The 14,480-nt window shown below is 29.9% G+C and carries 12 protein-coding genes; 8 read left to right on the plus strand and 4 right to left on the minus strand.

Features of this window, described 5'->3' with window-relative positions:
- The first annotated feature begins 71 nt into the window (after window positions 1-71).
- On the plus strand, window positions 72-971 hold the full coding sequence (locus tag OA93_RS04505) for a patatin-like phospholipase family protein (protein WP_039111952.1): 900 nt from the start codon (window positions 72-74) through the stop codon (window positions 969-971).
- Window positions 972-1,195: 224 nt separating this feature from the next.
- On the opposite strand, the gene OA93_RS04510 is transcribed toward OA93_RS04505, so the two are convergent.
- Window positions 1,196-1,717: a hypothetical protein gene (locus tag OA93_RS04510; protein ID WP_039111953.1), complete on the minus strand. Its 522-nt coding sequence runs from the start codon at window positions 1,715-1,717 to the stop codon at window positions 1,196-1,198.
- A gap of 124 nt (window positions 1,718-1,841) precedes the next feature.
- On the opposite strand from OA93_RS04510, the gene OA93_RS04515 reads away from it, so the two are divergent.
- From OA93_RS04515 to OA93_RS04525, 3 genes are all read left to right on the plus strand, one after another.
- Window positions 1,842-2,609: a TSUP family transporter gene (locus tag OA93_RS04515; protein WP_039111954.1), complete on the plus strand. Its 768-nt coding sequence runs from the start codon at window positions 1,842-1,844 to the stop codon at window positions 2,607-2,609.
- A 301-nt stretch (window positions 2,610-2,910) separates the two neighbouring features.
- Window positions 2,911-5,247 carry a UvrD-helicase domain-containing protein gene (locus OA93_RS04520; RefSeq protein WP_039111955.1) on the plus strand — a complete coding sequence of 779 codons (2,337 nt, stop codon included), beginning with the start codon at window positions 2,911-2,913 and terminating at the stop codon, window positions 5,245-5,247.
- Between the two features lie 122 nt (window positions 5,248-5,369).
- Window positions 5,370-5,990 (plus strand): L-threonylcarbamoyladenylate synthase, encoded by a 621-nt coding sequence (locus tag OA93_RS04525; RefSeq protein WP_039111956.1) that lies wholly within the window; start codon window positions 5,370-5,372, stop codon window positions 5,988-5,990.
- 437 nt (window positions 5,991-6,427) lie between these two features.
- Here the strand turns inward: OA93_RS04525 and OA93_RS04530 are convergent, their stop codons facing one another.
- Genes OA93_RS04530 through OA93_RS04540 form a run of 3 tightly spaced genes read right to left on the minus strand, consistent with a single transcriptional unit; the run spans window position 6,428 to window position 8,789 of the window.
- Entirely contained in the window at window positions 6,428-7,264 is an 837-nt protein-coding gene (locus OA93_RS04530; protein WP_039111957.1) for an OmpA family protein, read from the minus strand.
- A 36-nt stretch (window positions 7,265-7,300) separates the two neighbouring features.
- On the minus strand, window positions 7,301-8,320 hold the full coding sequence (locus OA93_RS04535) for a glycosyltransferase family 2 protein (protein ID WP_039111958.1): 1,020 nt from the start codon (window positions 8,318-8,320) through the stop codon (window positions 7,301-7,303).
- Between the two features lie 16 nt (window positions 8,321-8,336).
- The gene (locus tag OA93_RS04540; RefSeq protein WP_039111959.1) at window positions 8,337-8,789 is read right to left on the minus strand and encodes a type I restriction enzyme HsdR N-terminal domain-containing protein; all 453 of its coding nucleotides are present in this window, start codon (window positions 8,787-8,789) and stop codon (window positions 8,337-8,339) included.
- Window positions 8,790-8,894: 105 nt separating this feature from the next.
- Here OA93_RS04540 and holA point away from each other — a divergent pair, with 105 nt between their 5' ends.
- From holA to OA93_RS04560, 4 genes are all read left to right on the plus strand, one after another.
- Window positions 8,895-9,899: a DNA polymerase III subunit delta gene (gene holA / locus OA93_RS04545; RefSeq protein ID WP_039111960.1), complete on the plus strand. Its 1,005-nt coding sequence runs from the start codon at window positions 8,895-8,897 to the stop codon at window positions 9,897-9,899.
- Between the two features lie 55 nt (window positions 9,900-9,954).
- A complete protein-coding gene (locus OA93_RS04550) occupies window positions 9,955-10,137 on the plus strand; it encodes a CAL67264 family membrane protein (RefSeq protein WP_035624132.1) in 183 nt (60 codons plus the stop codon).
- Between the two features lie 219 nt (window positions 10,138-10,356).
- A complete protein-coding gene (locus tag OA93_RS04555; protein ID WP_039111961.1) occupies window positions 10,357-11,190 on the plus strand; it encodes a hypothetical protein in 834 nt (277 codons plus the stop codon).
- 233 nt (window positions 11,191-11,423) lie between these two features.
- On the plus strand, window positions 11,424-14,477 hold the full coding sequence (locus OA93_RS04560) for an N-6 DNA methylase (protein WP_039111962.1): 3,054 nt from the start codon (window positions 11,424-11,426) through the stop codon (window positions 14,475-14,477).
- Window positions 14,478-14,480: the final 3 nt, after the last annotated feature.

Here is a 14,480-nt window from a genome sequence, read left to right on the forward strand (position 1 = left end):
ATTAAAGGTTTAGTCTATTTTCTAGCTTCTTTTATCTATTTTCTTTCAGATAAAAAAACTACAATACATTTATGAGAGCATTGGTTATTTCAGGAGGAGGAAGCAAAGGAGCTTTTGCCGGAGGAGTTGCACAATATTTATTACAAATAAAAAAATGTGAATACGATTTATTTCTAGGGACATCTACTGGAAGTTTACTTATTCCGCATTTGGCACTTGGAAATATTGATAAAATCCATGGAATCTACACCAATGTGAGCATGAATAAAATATTTAATATCAGTCCTTTTGTTGTAAAAGAGAAAGGCGGTATTGATATTGTTACCATAAATCACTTTAATGTATTACGCCAGTTTTTTAAAGGGAAAAGAACTTTTGGCGAAAGCAAAAGATTGCAAAAATACATCAAAGATCATTTGTCTTTATCTGAATTTAATCAGCTAAAAAAACTAAAAACTGATGTTGTTGTTACGGTTACCAACTTGTCTCGAAATGAAGCTGAATATAAATCGATAAAAGATTGTTCTTACGATGAATTTTGCGATTGGATTTGGATATCAAGTAACTATATTCCGTTTATGAGTTTAGTGTCTAAAAACAACTCAGAATATGGAGACGGAGGATTCTCAAGTTTGGTACCAATACGTGAAGCCATAAATCGTGGTGCAACCGAGATAGATGTGGTTATTCTGGAAACTGAAGTAAACACTACAAAAAGTACAATTGGCAAAAATCCGTTCTCGTTAATGATAGATTTGTTCCGAATTGCTCTAGATCAGGTTGAGAAACATGATATTGCTATTGGAAAACTATTGGCGAAAAACAAAAATGTGAAACTGAACTTGTTTTATACACCAACAAAACTAACCAATAACGCATTAATTTTTAACAAAGAAGAAATGAAAAAGTGGTGGGAAGAAGGATATGAATATGCTCAGAATAAGTCTGAAATTATGAGTGATAATAGATGATTTTAGATTTTAGAATGTAGATTTTAGATTTATAAGATTGAACTTAAAGTATTTATCTCAAGTTATAAATTAGTTTCTATTGAATTATTTTAACCATATAAGTGATGCAAGTTTATTTAAGTTTTGTAATGATTAGTTACGCTTATATTTACTTACATCACTTACATGGTTAACTTTTTTATAAATTTTATATAAATCTAAAATTTACATTCTAAAATTTAGTGTTACCACATTTCGCTTACTTCTCTTTTAATATAGCCTAAAGCAGCACTGCTTGGTGATTGCTTATCAAATAAATCATTTAAGATAACCTCACGTAATTTATCTGCACTGTCTACACGGTCGCTCATATTTGCTTTACGAATCATTTGGATTGTAGCATTTTTAGCTGTGGTTACAATAGTCCAACATTCATCAGACATGTATATTTGTTGTGTTAAGTTATGCTCAAACTCTTGCTCGATTTGTGCAATAACTAAATTTTCATAATCATTTTTATCATTAGATATTGGCGCAACGCGTATCAATAAATTAGTTAAACTAATGCGTTCTAAGTATAAAGTAATTCGCTCATAAGCCTGTAATCGTAAAGGCAAAGCTTGTTTTTGAGCATCTTTTTGCAATAACCATCTTCTTGTATTTTGTTTATCCTGAAGATACGATTTGAAAAAATAATAAGCTACGCTTCCTGTTATGATTGAAGGTATAGTATAAGCTAGAACTTCTATGATTTTGTTTGAATCCATTTTTATAATTTAAGGAAACAAAAATATACTTTTGGTTGTAATTCAGCATCATTTTAATTGTAATATTTGTTTAAGAAGGCTAATTTTGCCGACATTCAAATTTTAATCAAATATTACACTATAATTGGAAAACTATATTATAATTTTGCTTTGTTTAGCTGCTTTTGCAGCAGGATTTATTGATGCTATTGTAGGCGGTGGCGGGTTAATCCAAACTCCAATGGGATTAATTTTATTACCAAATTTACCTGTTTCGACTGTTATTGGAACTCTGAAATTACCTGCATTTAGCGGAACTGCTTTTGCTGCTTTTCAATACATGAAAAAAGTAGTTATTCAGTGGAAGTTGTTACTCATTATGATGGTTTTAGCAGTTCCATCGGCATTCTTAGGATCTACTTTATTAACTTATGTAAGTAATGATTTTATGAAACCGCTGTTATTGGTGGTTTTGTCTCTGTTATTAATTTATACTTATGCTAAAAAGAATTTTGGGCAGCATGAAGCCAAAGATCATTCGGCTAAAACTCAAATACTGTATGCTGTTGGAATTAGTATAGTTGTTGGTTTTTATGATGGTTTTATTGGTCCTGGAACGGGTAGTTTTTTTGTAGTTGCTTTTATAGCCTTAATGGGATTCGACTTTTTGCATGCTTCGGCAAATGCCAAAATGGTGAACTTAGCTACTAATTTCGGATCTATTTGTTTGTTTATTATAAAAGGAAAGATCATTTGGACAATCGCAATTCCTATGGCCATAAGTAATGGACTTGGCGGATGGCTTGGTGCTAAGCTGGCTATAAATAAAGGAAATGGTTTTATTAGAGTTTTCTTTTTGATTGTTGTAATCGGTACGTTGATACGTTTTGCTTACGATGTATTTTATAAATAGAGGTTCTGAGAGGCTAAGATTCTAAGATGCTAAGTTTTTTTCATCTTTGATATTTTGAACCTTAGTTCCTCAGAAGCTTAGAACCTTAGACGCTTTAAAAAAAAACAATTGTTTGAGTCTAGCCCCGATAGAGGTGATATCCTCGCAGTGAAACGGAGAGATAAAGCCGAAAGCGGGAACTTTGCTTCTTAAAAAAGCCTTTTGTTGTGCTTCAAAAAAAACTTAGCAACTCAGTGTCTTAACAGCTTAGGAACTTTCTTTTTAAATTCTTATTTTTGCAACAATTATGGAGAAAAATTTCATGCAAAAATACATTGACCAGCTCAATGACGCACAGAGACAGCCTGTTTTAAAGAAAGACGGGCCGATGATTATTATTGCTGGGGCAGGTTCAGGAAAAACACGTGTTTTAACAATTAGAATTGCTTATTTGATGGCGCAGGGTGTTGATGCGTTCAATATTTTGTCGCTTACTTTTACCAATAAAGCGGCTCGTGAGATGAAACACAGGATATCTGATATTGTGGGAGCGTCGGAGGCAAAAAACCTTTGGATGGGAACTTTTCACTCTATTTTTGCGCGTATTCTTCGTGCAGAATCTGATCATTTGGGATATCCATCTAATTTTACGATTTACGATTCTCAGGATTCAGCGAGACTAATTTCTTCTATTATAAAAGAAATGCAGCTGGATCGTGATGTTTATAAACCAAAACAGGTTTTAGGACGTATATCAAATTATAAAAATAGTTTGATTACGGTAAAAGCCTATTTTAATAATCCTGAATTGGTAGAAGCTGATGCCATGGCTAAAAGACCAAGATTAGGAGAAATTTATCAGCACTATGTTGACCGTTGTTTTAAAGCGGGTGCTATGGATTTTGATGATTTACTATTGAAAACCAATGAATTACTTAATCGTTTTCCAGAAGTTTTATCGAAATATCAAAACCGTTTTCGCTATATTTTGGTTGATGAGTACCAGGATACAAATCATTCTCAGTATTTAATTGTAAAAGCTTTATCTGATAAGTTTCAGAATATTTGTGTTGTAGGAGATGATGCGCAGAGTATTTATGCTTTCCGTGGAGCGAATATTAATAATATTTTGAATTTTCAGAAAGATTATGAAGGTGTGATAATGTTTCGTTTAGAGCAAAATTATCGTTCAACCCGTAACATAGTTGAAGCTGCAAATACTGTAATGGAACATAATAAGACCAAACTTGATAAAATAGTTTGGACTGCAAATGATTTTGGACAAAAAATTAAAGTCCACAGAAGTTTAACAGATTCTGAAGAAGGTCGTTTTGTAGCGAGTACCATTTTTGAACAAAAAATGCAAAATCAATTGCATAATGGCTCTTTTGCAATTTTGTATCGTACTAATGCACAATCACGTGCGATGGAAGATGCATTAAGAAAACGTGATATTCCGTATCGAATCTATGGTGGATTATCGTTCTACCAACGTAAGGAAATTAAAGACGTTTTGTGTTATTTGCGTTTGGTAATTAATCCGAAAGACGAAGAAGCACTGGTGCGTGTAATTAATTATCCTGCTCGTGGAATTGGAGATACTACTGTTGAAAAATTGACTATTGCTGCCAATCATTACAAACGTTCTATTTGGGAAGTAATGGTTAATATTGATAAAATTGACTTGAAACTGAATGCCGGGACAAAGAATAAAATTAGAGATTTTGTAACGATGATTCAGAGTTTTCAGGTTATTGATCAAAATCAGGATGCTTTTTATATTACGGATCATGTTACAAAAAAAACGGGATTAGTTCAGGAACTAAAGAAAGATGCTACACCTGAGGGTATGGCAAAAATTCAGAATATTGAAGAATTACTAAACGGTTTAAAAGATTTTACCGAAGGCCAGAAAGAAATTGATGGAGCAAGAGGGGCGTTATCTGAATTTATGGAAGATGTGGCACTTGCAACCGATTTAGATAAAGATACTAGTGATGAAGATAGGGTTGCTTTAATGACAATTCACCTTGCAAAAGGGCTGGAATTCCCGCATGTTTTTGTTGTTGGGATGGAAGAAGATTTGTTTCCTAGTGCCATGAGTATGAGTACAAGAAGTGAACTTGAGGAAGAACGTCGTTTATTTTACGTAGCTTTAACACGCGCAGAGCATCAGGCTTATTTAACGTATGCACAATCGCGTTATCGTTGGGGTAAATTAACGGATAGTGAGCCTTCTCGTTTTATTGAAGAAATTGATGGTCAGTATTTAGAATATTTGACGCCAGCAGAAAGTGGATATCGTTATAAACCAATGATTGACATTGACGTTTTTGGTGATGTTGATAAATCAAAATTGCGTTTAGCTAAACCAATTGGTACAACACCTCCTAAACAGGTTAATAACAATGAACCAAAATCGGATTTAAATATTCGTAAACTAAAACCTGTATCGAGTAATAATCCTAATGCAAGTGCTCCTAATTTATTTGATAATAAATTAACTATTGGAAATCTTGTAATGCATGAACGCTTTGGAAGAGGTGAAGTTGTAAATATAGAAGGAGTAGGAGCTGATAAAAAAGCTGAAATAAAATTTGAAGTTGGCGGACTTAAAAAGTTGTTACTTCGTTTTGCAAAATTAGATGTGATTGGGTAGAAGATCATTGAAGTAAGAGAATAGACTTAGATAGCTAGATAATAGAATCAAGAAAAAAGTTGATGAACTCATACTAGAATCTTTTGAATTTTAATCAAATTAAAACTTTAAACTAAAACAAAATGGCAGAATTTATAAAAATATATCCCGATAAACCGAGTGAAGCTGCTATTGCAAAAGTAGTAAAGGTTTTAAAAAATGGTGGTTTGATTATTTATCCAACAGATACTGTTTACGGTTTAGGTTGTGATATTACCAATTCCCGTGCTTTAGAGAAAATTGCAAAAATAAAAGGAGTAAAGCTCGAAAAAGCAAATTTTTCCTTTATTTGCCACGATTTAAGTAACTTATCTGATTATGTACGACAAATAGATACATCGACTTTTAAAATACTAAAAAGAGCTCTACCAGGCCCCTATACTTTTATTTTACCTGGGAACAATAATTTGCCAAAAGAGTTTAAGAAGAAAACAACTGTCGGAATTCGTGTACCAGACAATTCAATTGCTTTAGAAATTGTACGTCAGTTAGGAAATCCTATTGTTTCTACTTCTATTCGCGATGAGGATGATGTTATTGAATATACAACCGATCCTGAACTTATTTTTGAAAAATGGCAAAATGTAGTTGATATGGTTATCGATGGTGGTTATGGAGATAATGTTGGATCTACTATTATTGATTTATCAGAACATGAGCCAGTAATCGTTAGAGAAGGAAAAGGAAGTTTAGATATTTTGTAAAAATTTATTGCTACGGCAAGGTATTTGAAGTTAATTGCTTATATTAGAGCTACATTAATAATGCATTATAAACATATATCACGATAATGTTATTCTTAATTGATATTTAATTGGTTATTAAAAAGATTAAGGATACATAAAAGCAGGTCAACCGACCTGCTTTTTCTGTTTTTATAAATAGGTATTTTTAAGGTATGGTTTATCAGTGAATTCACTTCATGTATTATCACTGTAAATTTTTTAGATATAAACCCCTTCGACTCCGCTCAGGGAGACAAACTATGCCTTCGTCAGGCTGAGGATCTAAAACTACAAGAGAAGCTTAATTAAAGTTGAAAATAGTAAGCATAAAAAAAGCCAGTGAAAATTTTCACCGGCTTTAATTTATTCTAGAATCTTAATCCTAAAAAGGACGATTCTAATATGAAATCATCAGATTATTTACCTGATTGTTTTTTCATTTCTTTTTCAACCATATCATAGAATTGGTCAATTTTTGGCATAACAACGATACGAGTTCTTCTGTTACGAGCTTTATCTTCAGCTGTATCATTAGCAACTAATGGTACGTAAGAACTTCTACCAGCTGCAATTAATTTTGCTGGGTTAACACCAAGGTCGTTTGTTAATACACGAACGATAGATGTAGAACGTTTAACACTTAAATCCCAGTTGTCTAACAAAATTCCGTTGCTTTTGTAAGGAACGTTATCAGTATGACCTTCAACCATACATTCAAAATCAGGTTTGTCATTAACTACTTTTGCAACTTTAGCTAAAACAGTTTTTGCTTTATCAGTTACATCATAGCTACCACTTTTAAATAATAATTTGTCAGCGATAGAAATAAATACAACTCCTTTTTCAACATTAATTTCGATATCTGGATCATTGATACCTACAGCTCCTTTTAAGCTAGTAACCAAGGCAAGAGTAACACTATCTTTCTTAGTTAAAGCATCTTGAAGTCTAGATATTTTTAAATCTTTTTCTTTTAAACTTTCTAAAGATTTTTCTAGATTTTCAGCTCCTTTAGAAGTAAGCATTGTTAAATCTTTTGAACTGTTTATCAAATTCTGATTGTGATCTTTCAAACTAGCAACTGTAGCAGTTAATCCAGCTTTTTCTTCTAAACAAGAATTTAATTTTACAGTACAAGAATTTAGTAAATCTTGAGTTTCTTTGTTTTTAGCTTCTAAATCAGCATATTTCTTTTTAGAAACACACGAAGATAGTACCATTAGTGCAGTTAGGGCAATGAATATTTTTCTCATAAAAAATAAAATTTAATTAGACTTTCAATTACAAAGTTAAGGGTTATTAATTTGATTACTGTTAAAGATATCTTTAAAAACACGGTTTTTCGTTACATAGTACAAGAAAACGACACTTTTAATCATATAGTATTTTCGTGTTTGAAAATTACTTCTTTTTTTATAATATTCCGAAAAAAGGCTATAAAAAGAGAAATGAGCTTTTATAATTGCCCAAGTGTGTTTGAACTTTCCTTGCACAAAAAACTGTACTCCTGCGATACCATCGAGTACCAACCTTGCAAAAATAATGCCGTAAAACCCTTGCTTAGGCAAGTTTTTGGTAAGCATTAGTAGGGAGTTTCTAAAATTAAGAAAGGTCTTTCTAGGGTTACCTTGTTGTAATGTTGCGCCACCGACATGATATACAACAGATTGCGAATTGTATTTAATTGTATGACCTAGATTAATTGCACGCCAACACAAATCTATTTCTTCTTGATGGGCAAAAAAACCTTCGTCAAAACCGTTTAATTCTTTATAAACAATGCTCCTTATAAAAAAACAAGCCCCCGAAGCCCAAAACAATTCACAATTATCATCATACTGATTGTTGTCTTTTTCGATAGTATCAAAAATACGCCCACGACAAAACGGATATCCATATTTATCAATAAAACCTCCGGCAGCACCCGCATATTCAAAGAAAGCTTTGTTTTTAAAATCTAATATTTTTGGTTGAATAATAGCGGTTTTTGGTTCTTTTACGAAAGTATCCAGAATTGGTTGTAACCAGTTTTCGGTAACTTCAATATCCGAATTTATCAAAGCATAAATTTCGGCATCGATATGTTGTAATGCATCATTGTATCCTTGTGCAAACCCATGATTACCTGTGTTTACAACGATTTTTACAGTAGGAAAATGCTCTTTTACGTAAGTAATAGAAGTATCTGTCGAAGCATTATCGGCTACATATATAGTAGCTTCAGGCGAAAATTGTATTACTGATGGTAAAAACTGTTCTAATAATTTTACTCCATTCCAATTTAATATAACAACTGCTATTTTATCCAAGTGTATAGTATTTTATTTACGTTAGAGAATTATAATTCGGTAACTCCCTTAAAAATTCATATTTTTCATTCTCAAAATCCATTTGACAGAAATAATGACTCAATCCATTGGTAACTGTCAGAAATTGCGCATTCATGGTCATATTATATCTAGCAATCTGATCAAAGGTAGCTTGCGAAATTTTTACTTCTGGTGCTTTACATTCTACCAATATATATATAGTACCATCAGGATTATAAACTACAATGTCGTAACGTTTACGCAACCCATTGACCTTTAAAACTTTTTCTACATTTATCAATGATTTAGGGTATTTTTTCTCCACCATTAAAAACTGAACAACATGTTGGCGAACCCATTCCTCTGGAGTGAGAATGATAAATTTTTTCCTGATTTCATCAAAAATAGACACTTTATTTTCGCTATTTTTGAACCGAAATATATAAGAGGGAAAATTTAGTTTTTGCATGAAGCAAAAATATAAAATAGTTTTAGGTTTCTCCCGAAGTCTCGGGATAAAGTTTCAAGATATTGAAACAACAGCCTTAAACATTTAACTTGAAACAATAAAGAAATGGATGAAGTTATAAAAATTGTTAATGATATAAAAGCTGGGAATATCATGCCTATCTATTTCCTTATGGGAGAAGAGCCTTATTACATTGACAAATTAGCCGAATATATAGAAAAAAACGTTTTATCTGAAGAAGAAAAAGGCTTTAACCAAACGGTTTTATATGGTCGCGATGTAACTGTAGATGATGTTGTTTCGGCCGCCAAACGTTATCCTATGATGGCTGACCGCCAAGTTATTATTGTAAAAGAAGCACAGGATTTATCCAGAACAATAGATAAACTCGAAGCTTATGCAGGGAACCCAATGACTACAACAGTTTTGGTTTTTTGTTACAAATACAAAACGTTGGATAAACGTAAAAAAGTAACCAAATTATTAGGACAAAAAGGACTTGTTTACGAAAGTAAAAAATTATACGAAAACCAAGTAGGGGATTGGATCAAAAGAGTTTTATCAGGCAAAAATTATACGATAGAACCAAAAGCCAATGCGATGCTGGTTGAGTTTCTAGGAACCGATTTAAGCAAAATCAATAATGAGCTGGAGAAACTACAGATAATTTTACCCAAAGGTACGACCATTACACCCACACATATAGAGGAAAATATTGGTTTTAGTAAAGATTATAATGTGTTTGAACTACGTAAAGCAATCGGAGAACGAAATCAAGTAAAAGCATACAAAATTGCCGAGAATTTTGCTCATAACCCCAAAGATTATCCGCTAGTTATGACAACAGGATTAATTTTTGGTTTCTTTATTCAGTTATTAAAATACCATGGATTAAAGGATAAAAATCCAAAAAATGTAGCGGCTGCAATTGGTGTAAATCCTTATTTCTTAAAAGAGTATGATTTGGCAATAAAAAATTTCCCAATGAAAAAAGTGAGTCAGGTAGTTTCGGCATTACGAGATATTGATTTAAAAAGTAAAGGAGTGGGAGCCAATGCATTACCGCAATCTGATTTATTAAAAGAAATGCTGTACAAAATATTTAATTAAGCCACTAAAATTACCGATATTTGTAAGCTGATATAAAAATAAAAAACCGCAAATTATGGGGATGAATAAAAACACAATCTTAGGATGGGCAACTTTTATAATGGTGATCATGGGATTTCTCTTAATAGGACTTGGCATTTTTAGATACAGAGATGTTTCAGGTTGGGGATTTGCAGCTACAGGAGTTGGTTTTTTAGCCAATGCATGGGTTTTCAACGCTTTAAAAGGAAGAGTTTAAACAAGAATAAATAATAAAATTTAAAATAAATAGGCATGTCAGACGATAAGAAAGTAATTTGTTATTATTTAATTTATTGAATACTAATAATTTATATTTTTATATTTAAAAAAGTGGGAACATTAATAAAAAAAGTGGGAACATTAATTTTAAAATAATTAAAAAGGCTACTACAGTTTTGTAGTGGCTTTTTTTGTATTAAAAAATTATAATTACATTATGAATATATTTGAAGGTATCACCAAAGAAAAATTTATTGAAGAGTTTAATAAAGACAATAATGGTAGTTTGTCTCTTCTCCATATCAATTTAGCGTTCGATTATAAAGGATTAAAGAAAAGTATATATAAATATAGTGATGAAATAAAATTACGATCGATTACTAATATTAAAAACTATGAGGCAGAGATAGAGGTATTTAATTCATTTAAGCCATTTTTGAAATATGAAGATAAAGGGGTACTAATAATTGATAATTATAATAAATATCTTTCTCATAGAAGTAAGATAGAGAATGAGTTAGTTGCTAGAAATCATATTAATTATATTGCTGATGTTTTTGTATTAAAATTAGGAAAACACACAGAAACAAAGGGGGAATATTTTAAGTTTAAAAATGTGGAGACTTTTAATAAATTTATTAAGGCAGAAAATACAAGAAAATCATATAATAGTATTGTAAAAGAATTGAATAAATCAGTAGAAGAGTATTCAGATAAAATTTTATTATTTATTAAAGAAAGACTTGTAGAGTTTGAAGACGAAGGCTATATTCATGAATTTATTATAAAATTTCCAGTGTTTGAAAATCTCGAAGAGAAAAAAAAAATCACCAAACAACATCTTATTAAAAATAATTTCTTTGACGAATTTGAATTAACTTTAAAAGGCAGGTCTTTGATAAAAACCTTTTGTAAATCCAACACTATATCAGTTGATGATTATCTCAACCTACATGATGATTTTATGAATATTATGAAATACATTGGCGAATCTTTAGGATATAATATTACTCTGGATCAACATTACCATTTTATTTTTAAGAAGAAATAACTTGATGCTATTTCAGAACCAATACCAATTGAAAGTTTTAATTTTTTGGAATGATTTTTATGTTTAGTTAGTTTAGTTTATAAACTGACATCTCAGCTAGTATTTTGAGGTTATGTGTATTCAATGAGGCGGTAACTGATTAGTGATGTATTAAAATTATCTTCTAAATACTTTTTATTTTGTATAAAAAAATATATAATAATAGTTAAGTTTGTTATTAGAAAAATTTAATTATGAATTTAAAATTAGTATTAGAAAAATTAGACCTACTTGAAAAGGATGGGTTGTTTTATCTTTCTGATATTGAAAGAGATAGGTTTGATATTTTTACAAATAGAGTTAAAGAATCTTTGCTTAAAATAAAGCCAGATGCTTTTTTTTGTATCAATAATGAGCCTTTAATTTTGTTTTTTGAAAATCCAGAAAATTTTGAAATATTAGAAAAACAAATTTGGAATTTTAATCAATCCCCAGCCATTATTATTAAACAAAATAATCAGTGGGTTGTAAAAAATGGATTTAGATTACTTGAAGGAAATACAGAATTAGAAACTTTAGCCGATTCGAATAATATTTCAGATTTTGAGTATTTTAAAATTATTACGGGAGAGACTTGGGAAAAGTATAAGCTTAAATTTGAAAATAAAAATAGAGTAGATTATTTTTTGCTAAAGAATATTGAAGATGCAAGAAATATACTTACTTCACCAATTAAAGGAAAATTGCATTCTAAAATTGCAAATTCGTTAATAGGTAGGGTTATTTTTACCAGATATTTGATAGATAGAAAAGTAGAGCTTAAAAAATATAAAATTTTACAGAAAGAGGATTTTTATAATCTTCTTTCAGAAAAAGAAAAAGCATATAGTTTTTTCAAGCAAGTCAGGAATGATTTTAACGGGAATCTATTTCCCTTACAATATGAGATTGATAATGTAACTATTCAAGAAGATGATTTTGTAACTCATTATCATTTAGAATTAATTATTAGTTTGCTTAAAGGTGATAATTTAAATAATGGTGTTACTCAAGTTTCATTATTCGATATATATGACTTTTCAATTATTCCTATAGAATTTATTAGTAATGTTTATGAGAAATTTATTGGGGTTGAAAATCAAGCAAAGCAGGGAGCATATTACACCCCGCTTTTTTTGGTAGATTATATCCAACAACAAACAATAACAAAATATTTCCAAGAAAATTCTACTGAATACAATTGTAAAGTTTTAGATCCTGCTTGCGGTTCAGGAATTTTTTTGGTGGAAAGTCTAAGACAAATTATTACTCAGTATCAAAAACTCAATCCTAATTTTCATACTGATGAATCCTATGATGGCTATAAAAATATTTTAAAAAAATTACTTCAAGACAATATATTTGGTATTGATAAAGATGAGAATGCTATAAGTGTAGCTATTTTTTCATTGTATATAACTCTATTAGATTACTTAACTCCAAGAAGTATCGTTGGTTTTAAATTCCCAGATTTAATCAATCTTAATTTTTTTGTAGATGATTTTTTTAATAAAAAAGGAGATTATAATAAATCTTTAAAAACGAAAAATTTTTCATTCATTCTAGGAAACCCACCATGGGCAACTAAACATGATAAAGAAAAACAATTATTTGAAAAATATATTGAAAACAGAAAAATTGAAGAGCAAAGTGATTTAGAAATTGAAAACAGAGAAATTGCTGAAGCATTTCTTGTTAGGGTTTCAGATTTTGATTTTGAACAATGTGCTTTCATAATTACTAGTAAAATCTTATATAAAATAAGTAGGAAGAAAGAAAAAAAAGGAGTTTTTAGGAAATACTTTTTAAGTAAATTTAAAATCAGTCAAGTATTTGAATTGTCTTCTGTTAGGCATCAAGTATTTGATAAATCAAATGATAAAGCTGTTGCTCCTGCAACTATTATTTTTTATAGTAAATCAAATAATATTGAAGAAAACAGAAAAAATATTATAACACATATTTCTTTAAAGCCGAATCTATTTTTTGAGACTTTTAAATTAATGGTTATTGAAAAATATGATTACAAAGAGTTGTTACAAAGTTATTTTATAGATGAAGATTGGATTTGGAAAGTGCTTGTATATGGTAATGTTTTAGATTATCATTTTATAAAAAGATTAAAAACAAACAAATCTATTTATGATTACATTTCAGACCCATCTCAATTTATTTTTGGTAAAGGAATTGGTATTGGTGGTGGAGATGAAAATCCAATTGAGGAACATAAAAAAATCAAATATTCTATAAATTCAAAAACTAAGGGATTAAAGCCTTTTAGTATAAGCTATTCAGATAATTTTCTTTCTGATTATGATTTTGTTCATAGACAGAGAAGGCTTGAATTGTTTAAGAATCCAGTTTTACTGGTTGGTAAAGGAATAAGTAATTCATTTATGGCAAAATCCGCCATATCTTATGATGATGTAATATATACAGATGCTATAACAGGAATTAAACCATTAAACGACAAAGGTTTCTCCATCATAAACATACTTTTAGCCTTGTTTAATTCAGAGCTTTTTAGTTATTTTTTAGTTTTGACAAACTCTTCTATAGGAATCGAAAGAGAACAATCACACGATAAAGATGACAAATTTTCAGTTCCTTTAATTGAATCAGACAATATCGAATTAAACGAAAAAATCAATCTTATTTCCAAACTGATTATTGAAGAGAATGAAATAATATTTGAAACTTTTAAAAAGCAAGAAATAAAACAACAAATAGCAGTTTTAAAAGATGAAATTAATAATGCGATTTATAAATTATATGAGTTATCTCCAACTGAAAAAAACTTAGTTAATTATAATAATAATGTAACTATTCCATTACTTAAAGGTTTAGATATTAAAAGAAAGGAAGTATCTAATAAAGTAAATTATAAAGCAAGTATACTTGAAGATTATGCAAAAGTGTTTATTGACCATTTTGGAAATAGATTTAACTCTGATAATAAATATTTTGAAGTAGAGATATTGTATTCTAATCATACAATTTTGATGAAATTTAAAATAATTTCAGAACCTTCAAAAGAAAAAAAGAATATCCTTTGGAAAAAAGAAAGCGACAAAGAGTTATTAAAATCTATTTCAAAATTAAGTTTTGAAAATTTAAGTTATAATCTCTTTATGCAAAAAGATGTAAAAGGGTTTGAAGATGATTTCTTTTATATTGCAAAACCAAATCAATTCAAGTCTTGGCATCCTGCTTTGGCTTACTTAGATTTATCTGAATTTATCGATGCATTACATAACTCAAAAGTATAAAAG

Origin of the sequence: Flavobacterium sp. KMS, from assembly GCF_000813005.1 — a bacterium.
Classification (GTDB): Bacteria; Bacteroidota; Bacteroidia; order Flavobacteriales; family Flavobacteriaceae; genus Flavobacterium.

Bases quoted from the DNA above. Each gene is read 5' to 3' on its own strand.
- OA93_RS04505 (WP_039111952.1), top strand. From the start codon at position 72: ATGAGAGCATTGGTTATTTCAGGAGGAGGAAGCAAAGGAGCTTTTGCC.
- OA93_RS04510 (WP_039111953.1), bottom strand. From the start codon at position 1,717: ATGGATTCAAACAAAATCATAGAAGTTCTAGCTTATACTATACCTTCA.
- OA93_RS04520 (WP_039111955.1), top strand. From the start codon at position 2,911: ATGCAAAAATACATTGACCAGCTCAATGACGCACAGAGACAGCCTGTT.
- OA93_RS04525 (WP_039111956.1), top strand. From the start codon at position 5,370: ATGGCAGAATTTATAAAAATATATCCCGATAAACCGAGTGAAGCTGCT.
- OA93_RS04530 (WP_039111957.1), bottom strand. From the start codon at position 7,264: ATGAGAAAAATATTCATTGCCCTAACTGCACTAATGGTACTATCTTCG.
- OA93_RS04540 (WP_039111959.1), bottom strand. From the start codon at position 8,789: ATGCAAAAACTAAATTTTCCCTCTTATATATTTCGGTTCAAAAATAGC.
- holA (WP_039111960.1), top strand. From the start codon at position 8,895: ATGGATGAAGTTATAAAAATTGTTAATGATATAAAAGCTGGGAATATC.
- OA93_RS04550 (WP_035624132.1), top strand. From the start codon at position 9,955: ATGGGGATGAATAAAAACACAATCTTAGGATGGGCAACTTTTATAATG.
- OA93_RS04555 (WP_039111961.1), top strand. From the start codon at position 10,357: ATGAATATATTTGAAGGTATCACCAAAGAAAAATTTATTGAAGAGTTT.
- OA93_RS04560 (WP_039111962.1), top strand. From the start codon at position 11,424: ATGAATTTAAAATTAGTATTAGAAAAATTAGACCTACTTGAAAAGGAT.